The sequence below is a fragment of the Nocardia sputorum genome (assembly GCF_027924405.1).
GTDB classification, from domain to species: domain Bacteria; phylum Actinomycetota; class Actinomycetes; order Mycobacteriales; family Mycobacteriaceae; genus Nocardia; species Nocardia sputorum.
On sequence record NZ_AP026978.1, the window covers coordinates 4,881,833 to 4,907,359 of the forward strand.

General features: G+C 71.6%; 24 protein-coding genes and 1 riboswitch. Of the genes, 16 read left to right on the forward strand and 8 right to left on the reverse strand.

What is annotated here, in order from left to right:
* Nucleotides 1-159: 159 nt before the first annotated feature.
* The 6 genes from QMG86_RS22025 to QMG86_RS22050 form a co-directional block, all read right to left on the reverse strand.
* On the reverse strand, nucleotides 160-2,058 hold the full coding sequence (locus tag QMG86_RS22025) for a peptidoglycan D,D-transpeptidase FtsI family protein (RefSeq protein ID WP_434085515.1): 1,899 nt from the start codon (nucleotides 2,056-2,058) through the stop codon (nucleotides 160-162).
* Entirely contained in the window at nucleotides 2,055-2,837 is a 783-nt protein-coding gene (gene ftsL / locus QMG86_RS22030) for a cell division protein FtsL (protein ID WP_281874575.1), read from the reverse strand. Before ftsL ends, QMG86_RS22025 begins: the two co-directional genes overlap by 4 nt.
* Before the next feature lie 127 nt (nucleotides 2,838-2,964).
* Nucleotides 2,965-3,939 (reverse strand): 16S rRNA (cytosine(1402)-N(4))-methyltransferase RsmH, encoded by a 975-nt coding sequence (gene rsmH / locus QMG86_RS22035; protein ID WP_281874576.1) that lies wholly within the window; start codon nucleotides 3,937-3,939, stop codon nucleotides 2,965-2,967.
* A gap of 183 nt (nucleotides 3,940-4,122) precedes the next feature.
* Nucleotides 4,123-4,554 (reverse strand): division/cell wall cluster transcriptional repressor MraZ, encoded by a 432-nt coding sequence (gene mraZ / locus QMG86_RS22040; RefSeq protein ID WP_039797118.1) that lies wholly within the window; start codon nucleotides 4,552-4,554, stop codon nucleotides 4,123-4,125.
* A gap of 402 nt (nucleotides 4,555-4,956) precedes the next feature.
* Nucleotides 4,957-5,370 (reverse strand): SCO2097 family morphological protein, encoded by a 414-nt coding sequence (locus tag QMG86_RS22045; protein WP_281874577.1) that lies wholly within the window; start codon nucleotides 5,368-5,370, stop codon nucleotides 4,957-4,959.
* 141 nt (nucleotides 5,371-5,511) lie between these two features.
* Nucleotides 5,512-5,964, reverse strand: coding sequence for an SAV_6107 family HEPN domain-containing protein (locus tag QMG86_RS22050; RefSeq protein WP_281874578.1), 453 nt, complete (start codon nucleotides 5,962-5,964; stop codon nucleotides 5,512-5,514).
* A gap of 169 nt (nucleotides 5,965-6,133) precedes the next feature.
* Here QMG86_RS22050 and QMG86_RS22055 point away from each other — a divergent pair, with 169 nt between their 5' ends.
* The 5 genes from QMG86_RS22055 (at nucleotide 6,134) to QMG86_RS22075 (ending at nucleotide 11,240) form a co-directional block, all read left to right on the forward strand.
* Nucleotides 6,134-6,745: a GNAT family N-acetyltransferase gene (locus QMG86_RS22055; RefSeq protein WP_281874579.1), complete on the forward strand. Its 612-nt coding sequence runs from the start codon at nucleotides 6,134-6,136 to the stop codon at nucleotides 6,743-6,745.
* Between the two features lie 7 nt (nucleotides 6,746-6,752).
* On the forward strand, nucleotides 6,753-8,318 hold the full coding sequence (locus QMG86_RS22060) for a phytoene desaturase family protein (RefSeq protein ID WP_281874580.1): 1,566 nt from the start codon (nucleotides 6,753-6,755) through the stop codon (nucleotides 8,316-8,318).
* Nucleotides 8,315-9,175 (forward strand): carotenoid biosynthesis protein, encoded by an 861-nt coding sequence (locus QMG86_RS22065; RefSeq protein WP_281874581.1) that lies wholly within the window; start codon nucleotides 8,315-8,317, stop codon nucleotides 9,173-9,175. The genes QMG86_RS22060 and QMG86_RS22065 overlap by 4 nt, the downstream gene beginning before the upstream one ends.
* Nucleotides 9,176-9,255: 80 nt before the next feature.
* On the forward strand, nucleotides 9,256-10,038 hold the full coding sequence (locus QMG86_RS22070) for an LppM family (lipo)protein (protein WP_434085514.1): 783 nt from the start codon (nucleotides 9,256-9,258) through the stop codon (nucleotides 10,036-10,038).
* A 35-nt stretch (nucleotides 10,039-10,073) separates the two neighbouring features.
* Entirely contained in the window at nucleotides 10,074-11,240 is a 1,167-nt protein-coding gene (locus QMG86_RS22075; RefSeq protein ID WP_281874582.1) for a glycosyltransferase family 2 protein, read from the forward strand.
* A 25-nt stretch (nucleotides 11,241-11,265) separates the two neighbouring features.
* Here QMG86_RS22075 and QMG86_RS22080 read toward each other — a convergent pair whose 3' ends face one another.
* Nucleotides 11,266-11,973, reverse strand: a complete 708-nt coding sequence (locus tag QMG86_RS22080) for a hypothetical protein (protein ID WP_281874583.1) — start codon at nucleotides 11,971-11,973, stop codon at nucleotides 11,266-11,268.
* Between the two features lie 385 nt (nucleotides 11,974-12,358).
* A riboswitch (SAM riboswitch) is annotated at nucleotides 12,359-12,452 on the forward strand.
* A 90-nt stretch (nucleotides 12,453-12,542) separates the two neighbouring features.
* Here QMG86_RS22080 and QMG86_RS22085 point away from each other — a divergent pair.
* The 10 genes from QMG86_RS22085 to QMG86_RS22130 all read left to right on the forward strand — a co-directional run bounded on the left by QMG86_RS22085 (nucleotide 12,543) and on the right by QMG86_RS22130 (nucleotide 23,012).
* Complete coding sequence (locus QMG86_RS22085; RefSeq protein WP_434086211.1) at nucleotides 12,543-13,499, forward strand: amino acid ABC transporter permease; 957 nt, start codon at nucleotides 12,543-12,545, stop codon at nucleotides 13,497-13,499.
* Complete coding sequence (locus tag QMG86_RS22090; RefSeq protein WP_281874584.1) at nucleotides 13,496-14,263, forward strand: amino acid ABC transporter ATP-binding protein; 768 nt, start codon at nucleotides 13,496-13,498, stop codon at nucleotides 14,261-14,263. The genes QMG86_RS22085 and QMG86_RS22090 overlap by 4 nt, the downstream gene beginning before the upstream one ends.
* 14 nt (nucleotides 14,264-14,277) lie before the next feature.
* On the forward strand, nucleotides 14,278-15,237 hold the full coding sequence (locus tag QMG86_RS22095; protein WP_434086116.1) for an ABC transporter substrate-binding protein: 960 nt from the start codon (nucleotides 14,278-14,280) through the stop codon (nucleotides 15,235-15,237).
* Between the two features lie 61 nt (nucleotides 15,238-15,298).
* The gene (locus tag QMG86_RS22100) at nucleotides 15,299-16,918 is read left to right on the forward strand and encodes an ABC transporter substrate-binding protein (RefSeq protein WP_281874586.1); all 1,620 of its coding nucleotides are present in this window, start codon (nucleotides 15,299-15,301) and stop codon (nucleotides 16,916-16,918) included.
* A gap of 2 nt (nucleotides 16,919-16,920) precedes the next feature.
* Nucleotides 16,921-17,970, forward strand: a complete 1,050-nt coding sequence (locus QMG86_RS22105) for an ABC transporter permease (RefSeq protein ID WP_281874587.1) — start codon at nucleotides 16,921-16,923, stop codon at nucleotides 17,968-17,970.
* A 67-nt stretch (nucleotides 17,971-18,037) separates the two neighbouring features.
* A complete protein-coding gene (locus QMG86_RS22110; RefSeq protein ID WP_434085656.1) occupies nucleotides 18,038-18,835 on the forward strand; it encodes an ABC transporter permease in 798 nt (265 codons plus the stop codon).
* Nucleotides 18,832-20,454, forward strand: coding sequence for a dipeptide ABC transporter ATP-binding protein (locus tag QMG86_RS22115; protein ID WP_281874588.1), 1,623 nt, complete (start codon nucleotides 18,832-18,834; stop codon nucleotides 20,452-20,454). Before QMG86_RS22110 ends, QMG86_RS22115 begins: the two co-directional genes overlap by 4 nt.
* Before the next feature lie 176 nt (nucleotides 20,455-20,630).
* Nucleotides 20,631-20,963, forward strand: a complete 333-nt coding sequence (locus tag QMG86_RS22120; RefSeq protein ID WP_281874589.1) for a hypothetical protein — start codon at nucleotides 20,631-20,633, stop codon at nucleotides 20,961-20,963.
* Nucleotides 20,964-21,048: 85 nt separating this feature from the next.
* Nucleotides 21,049-21,855: a DUF1684 domain-containing protein gene (locus QMG86_RS22125; protein WP_281874590.1), complete on the forward strand. Its 807-nt coding sequence runs from the start codon at nucleotides 21,049-21,051 to the stop codon at nucleotides 21,853-21,855.
* A complete protein-coding gene (locus tag QMG86_RS22130; protein WP_281874591.1) occupies nucleotides 21,852-23,012 on the forward strand; it encodes an LLM class flavin-dependent oxidoreductase in 1,161 nt (386 codons plus the stop codon). Before QMG86_RS22125 ends, QMG86_RS22130 begins: the two co-directional genes overlap by 4 nt.
* A 186-nt stretch (nucleotides 23,013-23,198) precedes the next feature.
* Here QMG86_RS22130 and QMG86_RS22135 read toward each other — a convergent pair whose 3' ends face one another.
* Nucleotides 23,199-24,200 carry a methylenetetrahydrofolate reductase gene (locus QMG86_RS22135; protein WP_281874592.1) on the reverse strand — a complete coding sequence of 334 codons (1,002 nt, stop codon included), beginning with the start codon at nucleotides 24,198-24,200 and terminating at the stop codon, nucleotides 23,199-23,201.
* A gap of 183 nt (nucleotides 24,201-24,383) precedes the next feature.
* Between QMG86_RS22135 and QMG86_RS22140 the strand changes: the two genes are divergently transcribed.
* On the forward strand, nucleotides 24,384-25,517 hold the full coding sequence (locus tag QMG86_RS22140; RefSeq protein WP_434085512.1) for a polyprenyl synthetase family protein: 1,134 nt from the start codon (nucleotides 24,384-24,386) through the stop codon (nucleotides 25,515-25,517).
* Nucleotides 25,518-25,527: the final 10 nt, after the last annotated feature.

A 25,527-nucleotide genomic window follows, 5' to 3' on the forward strand; every position in this document is an offset into this window, starting at 1 on the left:
CACGCGGCATCCGCACGCCACCGCTCGAGGACGCGAGGCGCACGGCGGGCCGCCACGCGTCTTCGCCCCCCGAATACCGCACTCACCTGCAATTTCCTCCGCACAGATCCGATGTTCGCTACCGATCGCAGCCCCGGCACGCCGGGCGGGACAGCTCGCTCAGCCCGCCTGCAGGACGAATTGCCGGGACGGCTGCGCGGACGGCGGAATGCGGTCGCGCTGCAAGGCCCACGAGGCGATGTTGTGGAACAGCGGCGCGACCGAACCGCCGCCGGAGCCGTCGGAACTGCGGACGGGCGCGTCGAGCATGAGCCCGATCACGTACCGCGGATTGTCCGCGGGAACCATGCCCGCGAAGGTGATCCAGAACGACGACGTGGAGTAGCACCGGCACGCGCGATCGACCTTCTGCGCGGTACCGGTCTTGCCCGCCACCTGATAGCCGGTGATGGCCGCGGGCCATCCGGTGCCGTTCTGGTTGGCGTTCATCGGGTCACGCTGCACCACGGCCTGGAACATGGTTCGCAACGTGGCGGCGGTCTGCTTGCTCACCACGCGCACGCCGTCCGGTTGGGTCTCCTCGGCGCGCGTGCCGTCGGGCGCGATCTTCGCCCGCACGATCCGGGGCGGAATCCGCACGCCGTCGTTGGCGATCGCCTGGTACATGCTCGCCATCTGCAGCGTCGTCATCGAAAGACCCTGCCCGATCGGGAGATTCGCGAAGGTGCCGCCGGACCACTGCTCCCGGTCCGGCATCAGGCCCGCGCTCTCGCCCGGCAGGCCGATGCCCGTGCGCTGCCCGAGCCCGAACCGGTGCGCCATGTCGGCGAAGCGGTCCTCGCCCACGCGCTGCGCGAGCATCAGCGTGCCCACATTGGAGGACCGGCCGAAAATGCCCGTGGTCGTGTAGGGCTCGACGCCGTGCGACCACGCGTCGTGCACCGTGACGCCCGCCATCTGGATCGCGCCGGGCACCTGATGCACCTCGTCCGGATCGGTCAGGCCGTAGTCGATGGCCGCGGCCGCCGTGACGATCTTGTTCACCGAGCCCGGCTCGAACACGTCCGTGACCGACGGGTTGCTCAATTGGGCATTGGCCCACTTCTGCGGACCCAGGCTGGGGTTGAAGGTGTTGTCGTTGGCCATCGCCAGCACCTGCCCGGTCTTGGCGTCCAGGACGACGGCCGAGGCGCTGCCCGCACCCGACACGTCCTTGGCTTGCTGCACCTGCTGTTGCACGTAGTACTGCAGGTCCGAGTCCAGGGTGAGTTCGACGGAGGCTCCGTTGACCGCGGGCTGCTCGTCGCGCCAGCTGCCAGGGATGACCGCGCCGTCGGAACCGCGATCGTAGGTGTGCGATCCGTCGGTACCCGCCAGCACCGAGTCCAGCGACGACTCGAGCCCGATCTGCCCGTGGCCGTCCCAGCCGACCGCACCGACGACATTCGCCGCCAGCGACCCGCCGGGATACACCCGCGGACTCTGCTGATCGGCGCCGACTTGTGGGAATTTCTCGGTGATCTCGTCGGCGATGCGCGGGTCGACGTTCTGGGCGAGGAACACGAATTGCTCGTCGCTGTTCAGCTTCGCGAGCAGGTCCGATTCCGCGGGCGCGTCTTTGCCGAGCTTCTCGTGGACGGTGCGCGCGATGTCGCGCAGCCGCTGGTCCGGATCCGGCGCCTTGTCGCTCTTGGCCCTGGCGTCCGCCAATTCCTTCCGGACGGCGACCGGCCGGAAGTGCAGCGCCTTGGCCGACACGGTGAACGCCAGCGCCTTGCCGTTGCGGTCGGTGATCGGGCCGCGGGTGGCCGGATCGGGCTGATGGGTGGTGCGCTGGCTGGCCGCCTGCGCGGACAGCCCCGGCGCCGCGACGCTCTGCACCCACAGCAATTGCAGCGCGACCACCGCGAGCGCGACGAGCATGACCACCCGGCCGACGCCGAGGCGCAACCGGAGCGGACCGTCCGGGACAGCCGCCGCCGATGGCCGCGGCCTGCCCGTGGCACGGGGGGCCGCGGGCCCGCGTCGCCGGCGCGGCGCGGGCCCGGGATGGGTCACTGCGGCACTCCCTGGGGCGCCGGCGCGGCTTCCGGATCGGTCGAGGTCGCGTCCGCCGGTGTCTGCGGCGCGGCGGCGGGCGGTGTGGGCGCGGGCAGTCCCGCCTGGGGCGGAACGACCGGCGCGGGCGCTGCCGGGACCTGGCTACCCGGCGGGGGCGACGCGTTCACCTGGGCGTCGGCCGGCGGCCCGGTGTTCGGCCGGCCCGGTACGGGAGCTCCGGGCGTGGTGGTGACCGGAACCACCCGCTCGCCTTGCGGCGAACGCGCCGAGGGCCCGGCGTTCAGCGGCGGCACGGGAGTGCCCTGAGCCGGGGTGGGCTTGCCGATCACGGTGACCGAGCCGTCCGGTCCGATCAGCAGACGGGCCGGGTCCTTGGCGGGGATCATCCCCAGCTCGCGCGCCCGCAGGGCCAGTTCCGGCGCCGAATCGGCGACCTCGACCTCGCGCTGCAGGGCCGCGCGCTCGTCGGCCAGCCGCCGGTTCGTCGCCCGCGCGTCGCCGAGTTGGTAGCTGTCCTCGGCGGCGCGGGTGGTCAGCAGCAAGGTGAGCGCGAGGCCGCATCCGAGCAAGGCGATGATGGCCGTGACGAACGGGATGCGCGTGGCCATCGCCGAGCGCCGCACGGTAGGCAGGAAGGTGCTGTCCGACCCGGTCTCGGCGCGCATCCGCCGCCGCGCGTAGGCGCGCTGCGCCGCGCCCGATTTCACCCGCTCGGCATCCTGGACCCGCCGGGCGACCCGGCCCGGCGCTTCGACGGTCCGCGTCCGCACGCTCATCGATTCCCCTCCTCTGTCCTCCCGGGACGCCGGAGCGGCACAGCGCGCCGCTGTCTCATCCGGCCTCCGCCGGCTGCGCGGGACATCCGCGCGCGGCCGGCGCGGCGAAGCGCCGGGTACTGCTCGCTCACCGCGCCTCCTCGATCCGCTCGGCGGCACGCATGCGTACCGGGGCCGCCCGCGGGTTGTCCTCGATCTCCTGCTCGGTCGCCTTTTCCGCGCCCCGGGTCAGCATCCGGAACTCCGGTCCCATGCCGGGGAGTTCGACCGGCAGGTCCACCGGGGTTCGGGACGCGGTGCGTGCGGCCAACTCCTGCTTGACCACCTTGTCCTCCAGTGATTGGTAGGACATGACGACGATGCGGCCGCCCACGCGCAGCGCGGCCAGCGCGGCGGGCAGTGCGGCTCGCAGGGAGTCGAGCTCCCCGTTGACCTCCACCCGCAGCGCTTGGAAGGTGCGCTTGGCCGGATGCCCGCCGGTGCGGCGCGTCGCCGCGGGGATCGTGGCGTACAGCAGTTCCACCAGTTCGGCGCTGGTACGAAACGGTTTGACCTGGCGACGGCGGATCACCTCCGCGGCGATCCGGCCGGCGAAACGTTCCTCTCCGTAGGTCTTCAGCACCCGGGCGAGGTCGCCGTGGCTGTAGGTGTTGAGTACGTCGGCGGCGGTGAGCCCGCTGGTCGGGTCCATCCGCATGTCCAGGGGGGCGTCGACGGAATAGGCGAAGCCGCGATCGGCCTCGTCCAGCTGCATCGACGACACGCCGAGGTCCATCAGGATCGCCGAGACCGAACCGGTGGCGGGCAGCCCCGCCTCCCGCAGCGCGTCGGCGATGCCGTCATAGCGGGTGTGCACCAGCGTGATTCGGTCCGCGAAGGGTGCGAGCCGCTCGCCGGCCAACCGCAGCGCGGTGGTGTCACGGTCCAGCCCGACCAGATGGAGGCCGGGGTAGCTGCTCAGGAAGTGCTCGGCGTGCCCGCCGAGGCCGAGCGTCGCGTCGACGTAGACCGCGCCGGGCTCGGACAAGGCCGGGCCGAGCAGCGCGTCGGCTCGCTCGAGCAGAACCGGAACATGGCGGGGACCGCGCTGTTCACGGTTCACCTCGACCTCCCGGAGTCTGCCTCGCGTCGTCGCGCACCGCACACGGGTCGCCTTGATACACAGTGCTTTCGATAGAAGTGCGAATGCCCCGTGGTCTCTGACCGAACTTCGGCACCTGGCGTCGGGGAAGTACGTCAGGGTCCGCGTCCGGGCAGAGACCGCGTGGCACTCGCGCGCCCGCGGCTAGAAGATTCCGCCCAGCGACTCGTCTCTGGCTTGCGAGAAGTCCTCCTCGTGCTCGGCGAGGTAGGACTCCCACGCCTGCTTGTCCCAAATCTCCAGGAAGTCGACCGAACCGATCACCACGCAATCCCTTTGCAGGTTGGCGTAGCGACGATGGTCGGCGGACAACACGATCCGGCCCTGCGCGTCCGGACGCTGCTCGTCCGTTCCGGCCGCGAGGGCCCGGACGAACGCACGGGCCTGCGGATTGCTTCGAGACGCGGCCGCGGCCCGCCGGGCGAGCGCGGTGAACTCCTCTTTCGGGTACACGGCAAGGCTGTGGTCCTGCCCCTTCGTGACCATCAACCCTCCCGCCAGATCGTCTCGAAACTTCGCAGGCAACGTGAGTCGCCCCTTGTCGTCCAAGCGAGGTGTGTAGGTACCGAGAAACATCTCGATACCTCCCTAACGATCACCTCGATGGTCGGCCCTTCAGTACTGCGCGCTCCACATTACCCCACTTTCCCCCACTTTCAATCGAAACAAGCGGTGATCTGGCTCCCGACCCAGACGATTCCGCAGGTCATGCCAGCTATCACCGGCGTGGAGAACTTTCGCGAGTTCTGCCGACACGCGCCACCCCTGCGGACAAACGCCCGAAAACACCCAGCAAACTCCTTGGTGCCGGTTGCGCGGGGGCGCGGTGGGGGAACTTCGTGGGGAGGTGTGGGGGAAGGCGGAAGCGCGGCCCGATGATCATCCACGGCGCGGGAGGCCGCATACGCGAACCGGCGACGCCGCACCATCGCGGTGCGGCGTCGCCGGTCGTGCTGAAGTTGTCCGGCTACGGGCGAGCTACTCCTGCTCGAACCGCCGGCGGAAGCGATCCTCCATGCGCTCGGAGAAACCGCCCGATTTCCGCTGGCGACCCCGGCCGCCCGAGCCGCCGGACGCCGCCTGGCCGCCGGACCGATCATTCTTGGCGATGCTCTTGGAGGTGCCGAGCAGCAGCAGCACGCCGGCGCCGAACATCACGATGAACCCGATCAGGCTGATGATCGGGAAGCCGCCGGGCTTCACTGGTGCGGCGATGCCTGCGACGAGGAGAAAGAGGCCGAGGACGAACAACGCCGCGGCCTGGAGTCTGCGACGACTCGAGGTCGAACGTAGCCGTCCGCCGCGGACGGACGAGGCGAACTTGGGATCCTCAGCATAGAGAGCGCTCTCGATCTGTTCGAGCATGCGCTGCTCGTGCTCGGAGAGTGGCACGGTACCTCCCCCGGCACTAGGACGTGGCTGTCGCCTCCGGGTAGACGACAGATAGCCGACCTTGGCGGCCATCTGACACCAATGATACGAGTTCGATCAGGGCCAGACCACCTAATGTGCGCAGTAGGACGTAGTCCGTCTTCAGCCCGTTAACCAATCGGTCATCCCGCCGGACAATCCGGGGGCGGGCCGCAACCGAGCCGATGCCGCGAGGAGATCTTCCACGTCGTGCAGGAATGCCGCGACCCGGGAAGAGAACTCGTCCGCCTCGTGTTCGTCGACGTTCCGGTCCAGTCCCGCCTCCAGCGCCGCCCTGAGCTCCGAGCGCGCGCTGAAGTAATCCGCCCACATCACGAATTCCGGCGCGGCGCGCTGCATCAGCACCCACGCGTTGCGCGAGCGCGCCCGGGGTGCGGCATCGGCGCCCGTGAGCGCGATCACCGCGCCCGCGCCACGCAACGCCGCCAAGTAGGCGGTGCGGAACCGCTCCCGTGGATCCCGTTCCCCCGCCGCCTGCATGAGCAACCCGTCCGCGCGCTCCAGCAGTTTGCCGGCCCGGCCGGGCCGGCCCGGATGTTCCACTCGACCAGACATCGCCGTCCCTCCACCATCGCGTACCTTGGCCCGTATCCGTGCTGGACGCGGCGTGCCCCACCGCTTTCCAGCACCGCCCGGACCGAACAGGTATTCGAACGTTTGAATTGAGCTTCAATATAAAGACGCCCACCGACAAACTTCCGCGTCCGCGCGACCGACGAGAGCCATGACCGCCGTCAAGCCCAATCACACTCCCGCACCCGCCGTCATCGATCTCTCGGTGGCGGCTCTGCGCTCCCGGCTGCACGACGCGCTGGCGGTCTACGTGGCCGCGATGGACTATCCGCGCGGGACCGAGAACCATCGCGCGCCGATGTGGACCGAGCACACCACCCGGCCCGGCTGGCAGGCGGTGGCCGCGGTGCTGCCCGACGACTCCGGCCGGATCGATCTGCGCACCGCGCCGATCGTGGCGATCGCCTACGGCTATCGCGGCGCCGCGCACCAGTGGTGGCACCAGCAGGTGCACAGCGGGATGCGGCGTTCGGGCTGGCCGGAACACTCCGCGCGGGAGCTGCTCTCGGACTACTTCGAGCTCACCGAACTGCACGTGCATCCCGCCGCACAGGGCCGCGGCATCGGCGGCACGCTGCTGGAACGGCTGCTGCGCGATCGCACCGAGCGCGCCGTGCTGCTGTCGACGCCCGAGGTCGCCGGTGAGGACAATCGCGCCTGGCGGCTGTACCGCAGGCAGGGATTCACCGACGTGGTCCGCAATTTCGTCTTCGCGGGCGACAACCGGCCCTTCGCGATCCTCGGCAGGCGGCTGCCGCTGTGAGGGTCACGTGACGGCGGTCGTCGTCGGCTCGGGTCACAACGCCTTGGTCGCAGCGTGCTATCTCGCCCGCGCCGGTCACCAGGTCGAAGTGCTCGAACGCGACGTGGTCCTCGGCGGGGCGGTCTCGACGGTCGAACGGTTCCCCGGCCATCGCGTCGATCGCGGCTCGTCGGCGCACATCATGATCCGCCACACCGGCATCGTCGAGGAGCTGGAACTCGCCCGCTTCGGCCTGCGGTACATCGATTGCGACCCATGGGGTTTCACCCCCGCGCACGGCGGCCGTCCCGCCCTGGTGTTCCAGCGCGACCTGGAAGCGACCTGCGCGTCGATCGCGGCGGCCTGCGGACCACGCGACGCGGACGCCTACCGTCGCTTCGTGCGGGTGTGGGGCCCGCGCAGCGCCCGGGTGATGCGGGCCTTCGGCGGCGGGCCGACGCCGGGCCGGCTGGTGCGGTCGTTCTGGGGTCTGGAGGCGAAGGACGGCGGCAGCGCCCTGTCCCGGGAGTTCCTGCAATCCGGTGACGCGCTGCTGGACGCCTGCTTCGAGGACGAACGGTTGAAGGCGTCACTGGCCTGGTTCGGCGCGCAGTCCGGCCCGCCGATGTCGGAGCCCGGCACGGCGCCGATGGTGGGGTTCGCCGCGCTCATGCACACGCTGCCGCCGGGGCGCGCGGTCGGCGGCAGCGGGGCGCTGACCACGGCGCTGGTGGCGCGGCTGCGCGCCGACGGCGGGGTGGTGACCGCGGGCGACGCGGTGTCCGCGCTGCGCCGCGACGGCGAGCGCTGGCGGGTGCGCACCGCGTCGGGCCGAGAGCTGCGCGCCGACATCGTGATCGCGGGCTGCCATGTGCTGACCACGCTGGAGCTGCTGCGCGACGGCGGCTTCGACGGCGCGCTGCTCGACGGCTGGCGCAGGCGCATCCGCGTGGGGCCCGGAATCGGAATGGTGGTGCGGGCCGCCACCACGGCACTGCCTCGTTATCCCGGCAGCCCGGCCGACCAGTCCGCCCGCGGCCTGCAATTCCTGGTGTCCGACCGCGCGCAGTTGCGGCGAGCGCACGGCGCGGCGCTGGCCGGGGACCTGCCGCCGCGACCGGTCGTCCTGGCCATGAGCTTCAGCGCGCTCGACCCGACCATCGCGCCGCCCGGCGCGCATCAGTTGTCGCTGTGGGCGCAGTGGCATCCCTACCGCCTGTCCTCCGGTGCCGATTGGGCCGATCTCGCGCAGCGCGAAGGCGAGCGGATCATCGCCGAAGTCGACTCGTACGCGCCTGGTTTCGCCGGCACGGTGACGCACACGCACGTGCAGACGCCGGTGGAGTTGGAGCGCGAGCTCGGGCTCATCGGCGGCAACGTCATGCACGTGGAGATGTCGCTGGACCAGATGATGCTGTGGCGCCCGCTGCCCGAGCTGGCGGGCCAGCGGGTGCCCGGCGCGCGGGGGCTGTATCTGACCGGCGCGTCCACCCACCCCGGTGGCGGCGTCTCCGGCGCGAGCGGCCGCACGGCCGCCGCGCTCGCGCTGCGCGACCTGAACCGGCGCGGCCTGTCGCGGTGGCTGCGCCGATGACGGATGCGGGTGACCCGCCGCCGGCCGCCACGAATCGGACGGCACCCGGCCGCCCCGCGGGCCCCGGGTCCCCGTATCGCTCGGCGACCTTCCTCCTACCGCTGGCCCTCGTCGTCCTGACGGTCGCCGCGCAGATCGGATATCCGCTGGCCACGGGCGGCGCGCGGGACCGCGTCACCGTGGCCGTCGTGCTGCTCTCCGCCGCCGCCGCGCTGGCGCACGCGACCGCGACCAGGGGCTTCCGCTACGCCGCCGGCTTCCTGGTCATCGTCTCCGGCGTCGGGCTCACGGCGGAGGTGATCGGCACCGCGACCGGCATTCCGTTCGGCTGTTACCAGTACGCCACCGACCGGCTCGGGCCCGCGTTGCTCGAGGTGCCGCTGCTCGTCCCGCTGGCCTGGACCGGCGGGATGTATCCGGTGTGGGTGGTGGCCGGGATGGTGTCGCGCCGCACGGCCGCCCGGGTCCTGGCGACGGCGGCGGGCGCGGTGGGCTGGGACCTGTTCCTCGATCCGCAGATGGTGGCCGACGGGCAGTGGACCTGGTGCGACACCAGCTCCGGGCTACCCGGGCTGGAGTGGATTCCGGTGACGAACTACCTGGGCTGGTTCGCCGTCGCGCTCCTGATGGGCGGATTGCTCGCGATCTGGGAGCGCGCGGCGCCGGATCCCGTGCCTGCGCGCAGCCGCGCGATCGCGCTCACCGTGCCGGTGGCCTTGTTCTTGTGGACCTGGCTCGGATCGGCGCTGGCCCACGCGGTGTTCCTGGATCTTCCGTCGTCCGCCGGGTACGGCTTCGCCGGCCTGGGCCTGCTGGGCGTCCCGCTGCTGGTCGCCCTGGCTCGCGCGCGCCGCTGACCGAGCCCGCCTTCCCGCGCGTGGCACGCCGACGCGCGCTGCGACTGGCGCGTTTCATTACCGGCGGTTGGCCTGGCACGATGTCACCCGTGCAGCCGAGTCCCGTCACCACGAAATCCGATGCCACGGCCCTCGCGCCGCGGCGGGCCCGACGCCGCGGCGCGCGCGTCGCTTCGGTCCTCCTGCTCGCGGCGATGCTGGTCCCGATGCTCGCCGGCTGCCTGCGGGTGCAGGTCTCGATGGGGGTCTCGTCCAACGACCGGGTGTCCGGACGCATCGTCGCCGCCGTGGTGCCCACCGACCCCGGGGACAAGGGCCCGCAGTTGAAGGCGCCCGAGACGCTGGCGGCCAAGGTGCGGGTGGAGCCGTACGCCCAGGACGGATACGCCGGCAGCCAGGTCTTCTTCGAAGACCTGTCCTTCGGTGACGTGCAGCAGCTCGGGCAGTTGTCCGAGCAGACCCAGGGCATGTTCCAGTTGCAGTTCCAGCGCACCGGCGACCTGGTCAGCCTGAGCGGGCGGGTCGATCTGAAGTCCGTGCCGCCGCACGGCTCGGACGTGCAGTTCACCGTCGCGTTCCCGGCGCGCGTCGCCAAGACCAACGGCAACCGCGAGGGCGACAACGTCGTCTCCTGGAAGCTGCCGTCCGGTGAGGTCTCCAAGCTGCACGCCGAGGTCAGCTACGCCGACCCGAACACCCGCTCGTTCGCGGGCTGGGCGGGCATCGCGGGCGGCATCACGCTGGCGGTGGCCGCCATCGTCGCCGCGATGGCGTACATGGACCGCAATCCCGCGGCGCCCGGCGCGCCGGAAGTCGGCTTCTCGCTGAGCCGCTGGTGGCGCTCGGTGACGCAGAATCGCTGAGCGGCGGGGCGGTGTGCCGGGATAGCGTGACCCCCATGGTGCATGCCGACCTGCCGAAGACGTTGCGTGCGAACTCGATTCTGCCCAGCACCGCCACCGCGGTGGCGGTGCTCGGCGCGGGCCTCGCGCTATACAACCGAATCACCGTGCGGCGGTTGCCGGATACCCCGACGACAGTGATCGAGCCGGTCACCGTCTGCGTTCCCGCGCGGAACGAAGCCGACCGGCTGCCCGATCTGATCGCCGATCTGCGCGCTCAGGTGGGCGTACCCCGCCTGGCGGTGCGCATCCTCGACGACGCCTCCTCCGACGGCACCGGCGCCGCCGCCCGCGCGGCGATCGACGACGACCCGCGCTTCACCCTGCTGCGCACCGAGTCCGACCCCGTCCCCGGCTGGACCGGGAAGGCCGCGGCCTGCGTCCGTCTGGCCGAGGACGTGTTCACGCCGGTGCTGATCTTCTTGGACGCCGACGTGCGGCTGGCGCCGCACGCGCTCGCGGCGGCGGTCGGCGCGCTGCGCGCAGGACGAGCCGCGCTGGTCTCCCCGTGGCCTCTGCAAGTGGCCGCATCCGTGGCGGAGGCCGTCGTGCAGCCCCTGCTGTGCTGGTCGTGGGCCTCGACGTTGCCGATGGCCGTGGCCGACCGGAGCCTGCGGCCCGCGACGGCGGTGGCCTGCGGCCAGTTTCTCGTGTTCGACAACGCCGCCTACCGCGCGGTGGGCGGTCACACGACGGTGGCCGGGAGCGTCACCGAAGACCTCGACATCGCCCGTACGCTGCGGCGAGCCGGTCATTCCACCGTGCTGGCGGCCGCGGGAGGGCTGGCGCGCACCAGGATGTATCGCGGTGCGGCCGAAGTGGACGCGGGCTACACCCGTTGGCTGTGGTCGGCCTACGACGGCACGATTGCGGGTGGAGCGGCGGTGGGACTCGTTGCGGCCATTGCCTATTGGGTGCCGCCCGTGGCGACGGTAGTCGGCCGGGGCGCGGTCCGCCGGATCGGCCTGATCGGCTGGCTCGCCGCCGTCGCCGGGCGGCTGCTGGCCCGCTCGACCGAAACCGGCGGCCCCTTGAGCCGCGCGGATGTCGCGGCCGCCGTGGCGCATCCGGTGTCGGTGGCGGCCTATCTGCTGCTGTGGGCGCGTTCGCATCGGGCCCGCCGCCGCGGCACGGCGCGCTGGAAAGGTCGTTCGCTCACCTGAGCGACCGCGCCGCGGCCGGCGGAACTCACGGCACCGCGGTGATTCCGACCGTCGGCAAGAACATGCACGACTTCGCGCCGTTCTGCACCGTGCCGAAGACCGCGGCGAGAACGGTGCCCTTGCCGGTGTCCACCGGGACCGCGCGCACCCCACCCATCGGGAGGGACGCGACGAGGAAGTCCCGGATGGCCTGCTCGGCCGTGGGCCGCAGGTCCGCGGGAACAGCCGCGGGAATCATCGAGCGGGCGACCTCCGGCAGCGGCCCCATGGCGGCCGTGCCGCCGCGGCCGGTGCTCAGGTTGAGCCAGGCCACCTGCATGCCTCCGGTGTTCGAGCCGTCCGGCCCGAGACCGTAGGGCACGAAGGTGAACATGGCCTGCCCCGCTTTGACGGCGCTGAGATCCTGGCCGGGAATCTGCACGCTGTTCTTCGGCCAGGGCCCCGGAATGGCGCCCGCCACGGCAGGCGCCAGACCGGCCGTGGTGTTGTCGAGACAGAACGCCGACGCGCTCGGATAGGCGAAGGGCTGGATACCGAGCGCGCGCAGCGCGTCGATCGCGGCTTGGTAGGCGCCGAACAGGTCACCTGGGGCGGCGACCGGCACGGAGTGCTCGGAGAACGCGGGAATCGTGGCATCCGGAGCCGCGAACGCGGTGGCCGGGCCGGCGAGCGCGAAGGCGATGGAACTGGTCGCGACAGCGGACAACTGGGTCAGACGGCGCAATATGGTCACGAAACCTCCTCATCGGCGGAACGATCGAGGGGCACAGTACTCCGGCAAACGCCTCCAACAGCCTGGATTGGGCATAGCAATTTCTTGGCGAGTCCTGTTTGCCCGGAACGGACTTCCGCTCGGCCGACCGGCGTTCCCCAGCCCCGGCGATAGCCGTATGCTGCATCGGGCCGCCGGATTCCCGCCGCCGCGCACTCGCCCTCCGCGAGGCGCCCGGGCCCACGCCGCCCACGAGCGAGCAGCGCATCCCTGGTTACTACAAGGATCCGAGGCATCGGCGTCGACAAGGTCTACGCTCACGCTGATTACTTCTCTTGTTCCAGGCTTCCCTTGCTGGGCATCATGATTCGGCTCGCCTCCGACATCCGTCGCCGGGGGTCGGCGCCAACCATCCAGAGCGACCGAGAGACCTGGCTCGTCGACGTCGCAGCAACCCCCCGGTCATCGGGTGCGGGTGCTTCCGCCGGGACCGATGGAGGAACCGAAGTGATCATCGAGGACCCGTCGTGAGTGCGTCCACGGCACCTGACGCCGCCCCCGAAACCGTCACGCACACCGAAGCGGACCCGATCGGCGCCCCCGTCCCCGTGCCCGTGCCCGCCGATTCCGGCGCGACGCCCACCGTGGCCAAGACCCGGCACCCGTGGCGCTGGGTGGTCAGCGCCGTCGCGCTGATCCTGCTCGCCCAGTTCGCGCACGGTCTGGCTACCAATCCCGGCTGGGACTGGCCGACCTTCGCGCAGTACATCACGGCGAGGTCGGTGCTGTCGGCGTTGCGGGTCACCTTGGAGCTGACCGTCTGGGGCACCGCGCTCGGCTTTCTGCTGGGCACCGCCCTGGCGATCGCCCGGTTGTCGAACAATCCCGTGCTGCGCGTGATCTCGTGGGTCTACATCTGGGCGTTCCGTTCGATCCCGCTGATCGTGCAGCTGCTGTTCTGGTTCAACATCGCCTACCTGTATCAGACCCTCTCGATCGGCGTGCCGTTCGGGCCCACGCTGTTCACTTTCGAGGTGAACGGGGTGATCAGCGGTTTCACCGCCGCCGTGATCGGCTTGGCCCTGCACCAGGCGGCCTATTCGGCCGAGATCATCCGGGCCGGATTCATCGCGGTGGACGCCGGCCAGCTGGAAGCCGCCGCCGCGCTGGGGATTACCCGGCTGCGGCAGTTCCGCACGGTGGTGGCGCCGCAGGCCATGCGCTCGATCCTGCCGAACGCGACCAACGAGGTGATCAGCCTGTTCAAGGGCACCTCGATCGTGTCGGTGATGGCGATCGCCGAACTGTTCTACCAGGTCCAGGTGATCTACGGACGCAATGGGCGAGTCGTGCCGCTGCTGATGGTCGCGACGGTCTGGTACATCGTGCTCACCACCGTGCTGTCGGTGGCGCAGCACTACATCGAGCGCCACTACGCCAAGGGGGCGCACCGCACGCCGCCGCCGACTCCGCTGCAACGCGCCTGGCGGAAGCTGCGCGAGGTCGCCGAGGCCGGTCCCGCCGCACCGCGCGGAGCCACCCGATGAGCGCCACACCCGCCGTCGAGGTCCGCGGCGTGCGCAAATCCTACGGCGCGCATCCGGTGCTGCGCGGCATCGATCTCACCGTGCGCTCCGGCGAGGTGGTCGCCGTCATCGGCCCGTCGGGCTCCGGTAAGTCGACGCTGCTGCGCGTGGTGAACCACCTGGAGACCCTCGACGCGGGCACCGTGCACATCGACGGGGAACTGATCGGCTACCGGCTGCGCCGCGACCGCCTGCACGCGCTGCCCGATCGCGAGGTGCGCAAGCAGCGTTCGCGGATCGGCTTCGTCTTCCAGCAGTTCAATCTGTTCCCACACCTGACCGTCCTGGAAAACGTCACGCTGGCCCCGCTTTCCGCGCAACGGCGGGACCGGGCCGAGGTGGAGCGCGAGGCGCACCGCCTGCTGGAGCGGGTCGGCATCGGACAGCTGGCCGGCGCGTATCCGCGCACGCTGTCGGGCGGACAGCAGCAGCGGGTGGCGATCGCCCGCGCGCTGGCGCTGCGGCCGCGCGTGATCCTGTTCGACGAGCCCACCTCCGCCCTGGACCCGGAACTGGTCGGCGAGGTGCTCGACGTGATCCGCGATCTCGCGCACGGCGGCACCGCCCTGGTGATCGTCACCCACGAGATCGGTTTCGCCCGTGAGGTCGCCGACACCGTGGTGTTCCTGGACGAGGGCGTCATCGTCGAGCAGGGGCCGCCCTCGGCCGTCCTCGATCACCCCGAACACCCGCGCACCCGCGCTTTCCTTTCCCGAGTCCGCTGATGAACAGGTTCCCGATGAAGTTCTCCGCCCTGGTCACCGCCGCCGCGACGGCGGTCGCGCTGCTGGCCACCGGCTGCACCGAACCCGAGGCGGACAACGCCGCGCAGCCCGCCGGTTCGATCACCTTCGACCTCTCCCCCGCCCAGTCCGGTCGCGTCCGGGCCGCCGAGGTCGACGCCATCGCCGCCGAAGTGCCGCAGGCGATCCGCGACCGCGGCACGCTGATCGTGACCGGCGCGTCCGGCGCCGCGCCGCCGCTGCGGTTCTACGCCACCGACGACAAGACCGTGGTCGGTTCCGAGGTCGACTTCGCCTCGCTGATCGCCGACATCCTCGGCCTGAAACTGGATGCGCGGGTGGCCGATTGGTCGCAGAACTTCGTGCGGGTGGACTCCGGCGAGGTGGACGCGTTCATCTCCAACGTCACCGTCACCGAGGAACGCAAGGAGAAGTACGACTTCGCGACCTACCGCAGGGACAACGTCGCGCTGGAGGTGCCGATCCAGAGCAAGCTGGAGTACAAGGACCGGAGGAGCCTGGCGGGCAAGCGGATCGGCGTCGGCAGCGGCACCAACCAGGAGCAGCTGCTGGTGAAGTGGAACGAGCAGAACCGGGCCGAGGGCCTGCCGCCGATCGACATCGCCTACTTCCAGCAGGTCACCGACTACTACCTGGCGCTGGCCTCGCAGCGGCTGGACGGCTACCTCGGCCCCAACCCGACCGCGATCTACCACGCGGCCACCGCGAAGCAGACCAGGATCGTGGGCACCTTCTCCGGCGCGGGCGAGGCGTTGCAAGGCGAGATCGCGGTGCTCACCAAGAAGGACAACGGGCTGATCACCGCCGTGCAGCACGCGCTGGCCTACGCCATCGAGCACGGCACCTATCAGCAGGTGATCGACCGCTGGGGCCTGCAGAGCGAGACGGTCACCGAATCGCGGATCAACCCGCCCGGCCTGCCGAAGAAACGGTGAGCCGATGACACCCCGCCCAGGGCGAGCAGTTCGCCCGCCCCGAAGTATCTGGAGTTGCCCCGTGACCCGAACCCGCCACCGAATCGTCGCGCTGGCCGGCGCGCTCGCCGCGGCCACCACTGTGGCCGCCTGCGGCAGTGATTCGGCCGCGCCCGGCGGCGACGCGGGCCCGCCCCAGCCCGGCGGCACCCTGCGGTACGGCCTTTCCCAGGCGCCGACCTGCTCGGATCCCGCCCAGGCGGGCACCAACCAGACGCTGTACGTCGCCCGGCAGATCGTGGATTCGCTGACCGACCAGGACCCGGCCACCGGCGAGCTGAAGCCGTGGCTGGCCCAGAGCTGGGAGGCGAGCCCCGACGCGAAGGTCTTCACCTTCCATCTCGTCGACGGCGTCACCTTCAGCGACGGCACGCCGCTCACCGCCGAATCGGTGCGCAACACCTTCGACTCGGTCGTGAAACTGGGCTCGGGCAAGGCTCCGCTGGGCAGCAGTTATCTCACCGGCTACGTCGGCACCACGGCCGTGGACCGGCTCACCGCCCGGGTCGAGTTCAGCAAGCCCAACGCACCGTTCCTGCAGGCGTCCTCGACCGCCGCGCTCGGTATCCAGGCCGACGTGACCACCGCCAAGCCGGCCGAGCAGCGCTGCCTCGGCGACAACGTGGGCAGCGGACCGTTCACCTACGCGGCCTACCGCCAAGACGCCTCGGCGACGCTGGTCAAGCGCACCGGCTACCACTGGGGTTCGGCGGTGTTCGCCCACCGCGGCGAGGCCTACCTGGACAAGATCGAGTTCACCGTCGTGCCCGAATCCGGAGTGCGCACCGGCAGTCTCGCCTCCGGGCAGCTGGACGCGATCAGTGACGCGCTGCCGCAGGACGCCCCGCAGATCGAGGCGGCGGGCGGCCGGGTGCTCAGCACCGCAAACCCGGGCGTGCCGTTCGGCTTGCAGGTGAACGTCACCCGCGGGCCGCTGCGCGATCCCGCGGTGCGCCAGGCGCTGCTGCCCGCGATCGATCGCAAGCAGCTGGTGGACACCGTCCTCGGCCCGCAGTTCAAGCCCGCCACCAGCACGCTGGCCAGCACCACCCCCGGCTACACCGACCTCTCGGCGCGCCTGGCCTACGACCCGGCGAAGGCGCGCACCATCCTCGACCAGGCCGGGTGGGTCCCAGGCGCGGATGGCATCCGGGCGAAGAACGGCGAGCGGTTGTCGTTCTCGGTGCTGTTCAGCCAGGTGTTCGCGGGCAACCAGGCGATCCTCGAACTGGTGCAGCAGCAGCTGCGGCAGGTCGGCGTCGAGCTGAAGCTGGACCTGGTGTCGGTGGCCGAGACCACGGCGCGGCAGAACAGCAAGGACTTCGACACCTCCTACGGCAACACCACCCGCGCCGACGGTGACATCCTGCGCACCTCCTTCGGTCTCGACGGACGCAATCTCAACGCGCGCGGCCCCGTCCCCGCGCTGGACGACGCGCTGAACGGCCAGGTCAGCACCATCGACACCGTGACACGCAACGGGCTCATCCGTACCGCGCAGGAACAGGTGCTCGACGCCGGACTGCAGATCCCGACCGTCGAGCTGTCCCAGGCGATCGGGGCGGGCGCGAACACGCGGGATCTGAAGTTCGAAGCCTCGGCGCGATTGCAGTTCTTCGACACCTGGCTGAGCGGACGCTAGTCATGGCGCGCTATCTGGCCCTGCGGGCCCTGCAGGCGGTCTGGGTGCTGTGGGCGGCGTTCACGCTGTCGTTCGTGGTGCTGTACCTGCTGCCCGCCGACCCGGTCTCGATCGCGGCCGACGGCGGCGGCGCCGGCACACCGGTGGACAAGGCCGCCATCGCCGAGTTGCAGGCTCGCTACGGGCTGGATCGGCCGCTGTGGGACCAGTATTGGACCGCGCTCGGGCACGCCGTGCGCGGCGATCTCGGGCATTCCATCGCCACCGGGCAGCCGGTCACCGGCGCGATCGGCGACGCGCTGCCCGCCACACTCGCGTTGACCGGCGCGGCGCTGCTCTTCGCGGTCGCCGGAGGCGTGGCGCTGGCGTTCGCGGCCACCCAGACCCGGCGGCCGTGGCTGCGCAACGCCGTGGCCGCGCTGCCGTCGCTGGGCGTCTCGGTGCCGACCTTCTGGACCGGACTGCTACTGCTGCAAGTGTTCTCGTTCCAGTTGCGGCTGGCGCCCGCGTTCGGCGGGCACGGGTTCGCGGGCACGGTGCTGCCCGCCCTCACCCTGGCCCTGCCGATCGGCGCGGTCATCGCGCAGGTGCTCACCGCCGGGCTCGAAGCCACCTGGCGGCAGCCGTTCGTGGACGTGGCGCTGGCCAAGGGCGGATCGCGCTGGTGGGTGCAACGCAGGCACGTGCTACGGCCGGCCAGCGTGCCCGCGTTCACCATCGCGGGAGTCCTGGTCGGCAACATGCTCGCCGGATCGGTGGTGGTGGAAACCGTCTTCGCGCGCCAAGGCGTCGGCCGGCTGACCCAGACCGCGGTGCTCGCGCAGGACATCCCGGTGGTGCAGGGCATCGTGCTGCTCACCTCGGTGGTGTTCGTCAGCGTGAATCTGGCGGTCGACCTGCTGTATCCGCTGCTCGACCCGAGCATCGCCGCCCGCTCCGCGGCCGTGAGCGGCGAGTCGGAGCAGGCCGTCGCCGACGCCGCCGAGGAGGCGATCACCGCCGGATCCTTGCCCGGCGCGCCGTTCGCCGAGGAGGTGCGGACCCGTGGTTGACGTGACCGAGGAACAGCGCCGAGCCGTGCTGCCCGGCCTGCGGCGGCCCACCGTGAGCTGGAAGCGGGTGCGCGGCAACGCGGGCGTGCTGGTCGCGGCCGCCGTCGCACTGCTGGCCCTGGGGTGGGCGCTCGCCCCGTCGGTCTTCGCCGGCGGCGACCCGCTGACCGGCGTGCCCGCGCAGAAGTTGCAGGGTCCCAGCGCCGCACACTGGTTCGGCACCGACAATCTCGGACGCGATCTGTACACCCGGATGGTGCACGGAGCCGGTCTCTCGCTGACCGCCACCCTGGCCGCCGTCGGCATCGCGCTCGTCGCCGGGTCGCTGCTCGGGCTGCTGGCCGGCGCGGTGGGCGGCGTGGTGGACGCCGTCGTCATGCGGCTGGTCGACGTGCTGCTGTCGGTACCCGCGCTGTTGCTGTCGCTCGCGCTGGTCACCGCGCTCGGCTTCGGTACCGGCAACGTGGCGGTCGCGGTGGGCGTTTCGCTGGTGGCCAATTTCGCGCGCGTGATGCGCTCGGAAGTGCTGCGAGTCCGTCAGGCGGTGTACGTGGAGGCGGCCCACGCCGCGGGCGTGCGCTGGTACACGGTGCTCGCCAGGCATGTGCTGCCCAATTCCGTCCAGCCCGTCCTCGCCCTGGCCGCGGTCGAGTTCGGCATGGCGGTGCTGGCCGTGTCGGCGCTGAGCTTCCTCGGTTACGGCGCGAAACCGCCCACGCCCGAGTGGGGCACGCTGATCTCCGAGGGCCGCAACTACCTCGCGACCGCGTGGTGGATGACCACCCTGCCGGGCTTCGTCATCATCGCCGTCGTGCTCGCCGCCCAGCGCCTCGGCCGCGCCATCGGGAACGGAACGCCCGCATGAGCGCCCCGGCGGCACCGCTGCTGCGCGTCGAGGATCTGCGGGTGCGATACCGGTCCGACGCCGGCGCGGTCACCGCGCTCGACGGTGTGTCGCTCACCGTGGCCCGCGGCGAGGTGGTGGCGCTGGTCGGCGAGTCCGGCTCCGGCAAGTCCACGCTCGCCCACGCCGTGATCGGCCTGCTCGGCGCGCATGCCGAGATCACCGGCGGAACCGTGACCTTCGACGGCGCCGTGGTCGACACCGGCTCCGAACGCGCGCTGCGGCGGCTGCGCGGCGCCCGCATCGGATTCGTCCCGCAGGACCCCGGTCTGTCGCTGAACCCCGTCCGGCGCGTCGGCGACCAGGTGGCCGAAGCGCTGCTGGTGCACGGGCTGGCCGACCGCAAGACGGCGCGGGCGCGGGCGATCGAACTGCTGGCCGACGCGGGGCTGGACCGGCCGGAACTGCGCGCCGCCCAGTATCCGCACGAACTGTCCGGCGGGCAGCGCCAGCGGGTGCTCATCGCCGCGGCCCTGGCCTGCGCACCGGACCTGATCATCGCCGACGAGCCGACCAGCGCCCTGGACGCGACCGTCGCGCGCCGGGTGCTGGACCGGCTCGCCGAGCAGATCGCGGCACGCGGCACGGCGGTGCTGTTGATCACCCACGATCTGGCCGTCGCCGCCGAACGCGCGGACCGGCTCGTCGTACTCAACGGCGGCGAGCTGGTGGAGACCGGCCCGACCGCCGAACTGCTGGCCGCGCCGCGGCACCCGTACACCAAGCGGCTGCTCGCCGCCTCGCCGAGCCTCGCCCCGGCGGGCGGTTACCGTGCGCCCAAGCCCCGGGACGGCGAACCGCTACTGGTTCTGCGCGAGGTGCACAAGACATTCCGGGCGCATGGAGGCGACAGCGTGACCGCGGTGGCCGGAGTCGGCTTCGAACTCGGCCGTGGCGAAACCCTCTCGCTGGTCGGCGAATCCGGATCCGGGAAGTCCACCACCGCGCGGATCGCGTTGCGGCTCACCGAACCCGACCGCGGCGAGGTCGTCTTCGACGGGCAGCCGCTGTCGCAGGCCCGGGGGTCGCGACTACGCGCGCTGCGCAAACGCTTCCAGGTGGTGTACCAGAACCCTTACGCCTCTTTGGATCCGCGCTGGCGGGTGGGCGCGATCGTCGAAGAACCGCTGCGCGCGTTCGGCGTCGGAAATCGCGCCCAACGGCGCGACCGGGTGGCGGAGCTGCTCGCGCAGGTCGCGCTTCCGGCGGGGTTCGCTCAGCGCAGGCCGGCGGAGTTGTCCGGCGGACAACGTCAGCGCGTCGCCATCGCCCGCGCGCTGGCGCTGCACCCCGAGCTGCTGGTGCTCGACGAACCGGTCTCCGCGCTGGACGCCTCGGTGCAAGCGCAGATCCTCGAACTCCTGGATCGCCTGCAGGACGAGCTGTCGCTGAGCTATCTGTTCATCTCGCACGACCTGGCGGTGGTGCGCCGCATCAGCGACCACGTCGCGGTGCTGCGGCACGGCCGCATCGTCGAATACGGCCGCACCGCCGCGATCTTCGGCGACCCGCGGCACGAGTACACCCGCGAGCTGTTGTCGGCCATCCCGGCCCCCGCCGTCGCGAAAGGCGTGTCCTGATGCCGAATCCGACCTACCGGCACAGCCGGGTGCTGAACCGGCGGCAGCGCCGGTCCCCGTGCCGTAGCCACCCCGAACCCGTCCCGTCCTCCGCGATCACCCCTCTCCGCTCACCGGAGCCCACCACCGGCCACAAGCCGACCACGTGGTGGCACCGACCGAAAAGGATCGTCCTGATGGTGTACTCCGCCTTCAACCGGAAACCGGCCGCTGACGCCGAACCGTCCTCGGCGCCGGAGGTTCCCGCCGCCCCCGTCGCCTTCGGACCGGACCCGGCCCGATGGTGGCGCACCCGACTGCGCGCCCCGCGCGCCGCCGATACCTCCGGTAACACACGGGTGCACGCCGTCGCCCCAGGCCGCGGCGAGCGCGACCGCCGCGTCATCCGATCCTCGCCCGGCGCGCACGCCGAGCTGTGGCGACAGGCGCTGCTCTTGGCGCCCGACGTCGCCACAGCGGGAACGCACCCAGCGCTGCGGGCGCACATCGATGCTGAGGGAACCGCCTGATGCCGCCCTCCGCCCGCTCGCACGACCACCCCGGCCTGCGCCGTCCCCACCGTCGCACCACCGCCCACGAAGGAGCCCGAGCGTCATGACCACGAGCATCACCAGCGTTTTCGAGACCGAGTGGGCGCACTGGCACCACGCGCGAGAAGACCAGATGCGCGATCCCCTCGGCTTTCTCAGCCTGACCGGGCTGCACTGGCTCACCGACCGCCCCGAGCGGCTGCCGGACGTGCCCGGCACCTGGTGGGTCACCGACGAGAAGGTGTTCATCACCGCCCAGCCCGCCGACCGGCTGGAATTCGACGGGATCGGCATCGCGGGCGTGCAGATCGTCACGCCGGCCGAAGGCGCGCCCGGGCTGCACGTCCGGCAGGAGCGGCGGGTGCTCGAGGTGATCCGCCGCACCGGCCGCTACGCCGTCCGCGTGCACGACCCGGCCGCCCCCGCCCTGCTGACCTTCGACGGCATCCCGGCTTACCGGCCGGACCCGCGCTGGGTGGTCCCCGGGCGGTTCACGCCGTTCGAGCAACAGCAGACCGTGGTCACCGGGGCCGTGCTGGCGGGCCTCGAACACCACCACACTGCCGCGGGCACCATCGAATTCCGTATCGGGGAGGTGACCGAGCGCGTCGTCGCCTTCGGCGAGCGGGACGACCTGCGGGTGCTGTTCACCGACGCGACCAGCGGCGTGACGACCTACCCGGCGGCGCGTTCACTCGCCGTCGGCGCACCGGACGCGGACGGCACGGTGCTGCTCGACTTCAACCGCGCCGCGAATCTGCCCTGCGCCTTCACCGATTTCGCGACCTGCCCGGTGGCGCCCGCGCAGAACCGGCTGCGCGTCGCGATCGAAGCGGGCGAGCAGGATCCGCGGCAGGGGCGGGTGGCATGAGCGGCCGGTCGGTTCCCCTCTCGATTCTGGATCTGTCGCCGATCAGCGCCGGCTCGACGGCGCAGCAGGCCCTGCGCAACACCGTCGACCTGGCCCAGCACGCCGAACAGTGGGGCTACCACCGCTACTGGCTGGCCGAACACCACTTCGTGTCGGTGGCCAGCTCCTCCTCGATCACCCTGATCGGCTTGGTCGCCGCGGCCACCAAGCGCATCCGGGTGGGTTCGGCGGCCGTGCAGGTGGGCCATCACACCTCCGCCTCGATCGTGGAAGCGTTCGGCACCATCGATGCGCTGTACCCGGGCCGGCTCGATCTCGGTCTCGGCCGGTCGGGCCATCGGCGCGGCCAGTTCGGGGCGGAAGCCGCGCGGCCGGAGAGCGGCAAGCCGGTGGCCGACGTGGTGACCGGGCGCACCGAGATCCGGGACGGCGTGGTGGTTCCGCCGCCGTTCGACCCCGGCCGCATCACGGACAAGTCGCGGTTCATCGCCTCGGTGAGCGCGTTGCAGCAGCGCGGCGCGCAGCCACTGGACTTCGCCGAACAGGTCGACGAGGTGCGCGACCTGCTCGCGGGCACCTTCGTCAGCCCGGAAGGCGTTGCGCTGCATGCGGTCCCGGGTGAGGACGCGCAGGTGCGGTTGTGGCTGTTCGGCAGCACCGCGGGCGAGAGCGCGGAGCTGGCCGGACGGCTGGGGCTGCCGTTCGCCGCGGCCTACCACGTCTCGCCCGGCACCGCGCTGGACGCGATCGAGGCGTATCGCGCGGCGTTCCGCCCCTCTGCCGAGCTGGCCGAACCGTACGTGGTGATCTCCGCCGACGTGGTCGTCGGCGCGGACGACGCGACCGCGCGGCGGCTGGCCGCGGGCTACGGTCACTGGGTCTACAGCATCCGCAGCGGCGCGGGCGCGGTCGAGTACCCCGATCCGGCCGCCATCGCTCCACTCACCGCGGAACAGCGGCGACTCGTCGACGATCGCCTGGCCACCCAGTTCGTGGGATCGCCCGGCACCGTCGTGGACCGCCTGGCCGCACTGCAACGCGTCAGCGGGGCGGACGAACTGCTGGTCACCACGATCACCCATCGGCACGCCGACCGCCTGGAATCGCACCGACTGCTCGCCGAGGCGTGGGGGTTGCGCGCCGCCCGCGCGGCCTGACCCGAGTCCGGCCGGTGCACCCTCGCACCGGCCGACGGGCACCGACGTGCTCGTCGGCAAGCCCTGCCACCGATCGGCGGCGTGCTCGTCGTGGTCTCGCCGGAGGTACCACTCCCGACGAAGGAACGAAACTGCCACCGGTCACGTCGTCGGAGCAGCACCCCGCGCCGCGCGTGACCGGAGAGTTCAGACGCCGACCGGTGTGGCCGTGACGCCGTAACCGAGGTTGGTCAGCACCTCGCTGGTCGCCTTGGCGAAGTTCAGCGTGATGAAGTGCAGGCACGGCGCGCCCTCGTCGATCAGCCGCTGGGCGATCTCGGTGGCGATCTCGATACCCGCCGCGCGCACCGACGCGGTGTTCTCCTCGCCGCCGTCGCCCGCCGCCTTGCGCAGCCGCTCCAGGACGGCGGCGGGCAGCGGCCTGCCGCACAGCTCCTCGGCGCGCTGCACCGTGCGCAGCGACGTGATGGGCATCAGCTCCGGGATGATCGGCTTGGCGCCTTCGATCGGGTCCAGCGCCACGAGCCGATCCCGCAGGCGCAGGTAGTGCTCCACGTCGAAGAACATCTGGGTGATCGAATACTCCGCTCCCGCACGCAGTTTCGCGGCGAGGAACGCGGTGTCGGTGGCCAGGTCCGGCGAGCGGTGATGCCCCTGGGGGAACGACGCCACGCCGACGTGGAAATCGCCGAGATCGCGCACGATGCGCACCAGTTCCTCGGCGTAGGACACGCCCTCGGGATGCTTCGTCCACTCGCCCAGGGGATCACCGGGCGGGTCGCCGCGCAGCACCAGGATGTTGCGGATCCCGGAGTCGGCGTACGCGCCGACCAGCGAGCGCAGTTCGGCGACGCTGTGCCCCACCGCGGTCAGGTGGGCGACCGGCAGCAGCGTGGTCTCCTGCGCCAGTTCCCCCGTGACCCGGACGGTGCGGTCGCGCGTGGAACCGCCCGCGCCGTAGGTCATCGACACGAACGCGGGATGCATGCACTCGAATTGCCGCACGGCGCGCCACAGCCGCGCCTCGGCGGCTGCGTCGCGGGGCGGATTGAACTCCACGGAGAAGGGCACCGCGTGCCCCGTGTGAGCCCGCAGACTCTGTACGACCGAAGGTGTGCCAGAGACGTTCGGGTGCGTCCGGGACGGCCGGCCAGGGGTCGAGCTTCCCCGCACGTTGTCGAAAGTCACCGGTTCAGTGTAGAGGTGGCCGGTGGCGGCCCCGTCGGGTCGCTCGGACGCCCCGCGTATTCTTCGCATCGGGCGACATGGTCGCCACGCCGAGCGACACGCGCGACAGCCCCCGCTCGGCCCCGAATCACCCGCAGCGCCCGGGCACCGTCGCGACCCCGTGCGTCCACCATCCGCACGACCTTGGAGGCTCCTCTGTCCGCCGCAACCGGGACTCAGACGCCGCGCCCCGCGGTGCCGCAGCCGGGCACCCCCGCCTTCGTCACCGCCGTGGAAGACGCCCTGACCAGTTTCTTCGCCACCCGCCGTCCGACGACCGAGCGCCTCGGCCCGGTCTTCGTCGAGGCCACCGACGCGCTCGAGCAGTTCGTGCTGCGCGGCGGGAAGCGCACCAGGCCCGCGTTCGCGTGGACCGGGTGGCTCGGAGCCGGCGGCGATCCGCACGCGCCCGAGGCCGCAGCGGTGCTCACCGCGTGCTCCGCGCTCGAGCTCGTGCAGGCCTGCGCGCTGATCCACGACGACATCATCGATTCCTCGCGCACCCGCCGCCGCTTCCCGACTGTGCACGTCGACTTCGAGCAGCGGCATCGCGACCGCGGGTGGTCAGGGGACGCGACGCACTTCGGCACCAGCGTGGCCATCCTGATCGGCGATCTGGCGCTGTCCTGGGCCGACGACATGGTGCACGGGTCCGGCTTGGCGCCCGCGGCCATCGCCCGATTCGCGCCGGTGTGGGCCGACATGCGCACCGAGGTGCTCGGCGGCCAGCTGCTCGACGTCAGCGGCGAGGCGGGCGGCGACGAATCGGTCGAGGCCGCGCTGCGCATCAACCGCTACAAGACCGCCGCCTACACCGTCGAACGCCCGCTGCACCTCGGCGCCGCCATCGCCGCCGCCGACCAGGGGCTGATCGAGGCGTACCGCCGGTTCGGCACCGCCATCGGGATCGCCTTCCAGCTGCGTGACGACCTGCTGGGCGTGTTCGGTGATCCGGCGGTGACCGGCAAACCTTCCGGCGACGACTTGCGCGAAGGCAAGCGCACCGTGCTGCTGGCCGAGGCGCTGCGCCGCGCCGACGAGACGGATGCCGCCGCGGCCGCGCTGCTGCGCTCCAGCATCGGCACCGACCTGGACGCGCAGCAGGTACAGCGGCTGCGCGCACTGCTCGTCGAACTCGGCGCGGTCGACGAGGTGGAACGCCGGATCGCCGAGCTCACCGACAGCGGCTTGGCCGCCATCGAGACCAGCTCGGCGACCGCGGTCGCCAAGGAACGGCTGCGCGCCATGGCGCTGGCCGCGACCGAACGCGCGGCGTGAACGCGGCGTC

What these genes read in the sequence shown, in the direction of transcription:
- ftsL (WP_281874575.1), bottom strand. Translation starts at nt 2,837, where the DNA reads ATGAGCGTGCGGACGCGGACCGTCGAAGCGCCGGGCCGGGTCGCCCGG.
- mraZ (WP_039797118.1), bottom strand. Translation starts at nt 4,554, where the DNA reads ATGTTTCTCGGTACCTACACACCTCGCTTGGACGACAAGGGGCGACTC.
- QMG86_RS22050 (WP_281874578.1), bottom strand. Translation starts at nt 5,964, where the DNA reads ATGTCTGGTCGAGTGGAACATCCGGGCCGGCCCGGCCGGGCCGGCAAA.
- QMG86_RS22055 (WP_281874579.1), top strand. Translation starts at nt 6,134, where the DNA reads ATGACCGCCGTCAAGCCCAATCACACTCCCGCACCCGCCGTCATCGAT.
- QMG86_RS22065 (WP_281874581.1), top strand. Translation starts at nt 8,315, where the DNA reads ATGACGGATGCGGGTGACCCGCCGCCGGCCGCCACGAATCGGACGGCA.
- QMG86_RS22070 (WP_434085514.1), top strand. Translation starts at nt 9,256, where the DNA reads ATGTCACCCGTGCAGCCGAGTCCCGTCACCACGAAATCCGATGCCACG.
- QMG86_RS22075 (WP_281874582.1), top strand. Translation starts at nt 10,074, where the DNA reads ATGGTGCATGCCGACCTGCCGAAGACGTTGCGTGCGAACTCGATTCTG.
- QMG86_RS22090 (WP_281874584.1), top strand. Translation starts at nt 13,496, where the DNA reads ATGAGCGCCACACCCGCCGTCGAGGTCCGCGGCGTGCGCAAATCCTAC.
- QMG86_RS22095 (WP_434086116.1), top strand. Translation starts at nt 14,278, where the DNA reads ATGAAGTTCTCCGCCCTGGTCACCGCCGCCGCGACGGCGGTCGCGCTG.
- QMG86_RS22105 (WP_281874587.1), top strand. Translation starts at nt 16,921, where the DNA reads ATGGCGCGCTATCTGGCCCTGCGGGCCCTGCAGGCGGTCTGGGTGCTG.
- QMG86_RS22115 (WP_281874588.1), top strand. Translation starts at nt 18,832, where the DNA reads ATGAGCGCCCCGGCGGCACCGCTGCTGCGCGTCGAGGATCTGCGGGTG.
- QMG86_RS22120 (WP_281874589.1), top strand. Translation starts at nt 20,631, where the DNA reads ATGGTGTACTCCGCCTTCAACCGGAAACCGGCCGCTGACGCCGAACCG.
- QMG86_RS22125 (WP_281874590.1), top strand. Translation starts at nt 21,049, where the DNA reads ATGACCACGAGCATCACCAGCGTTTTCGAGACCGAGTGGGCGCACTGG.
- QMG86_RS22130 (WP_281874591.1), top strand. Translation starts at nt 21,852, where the DNA reads ATGAGCGGCCGGTCGGTTCCCCTCTCGATTCTGGATCTGTCGCCGATC.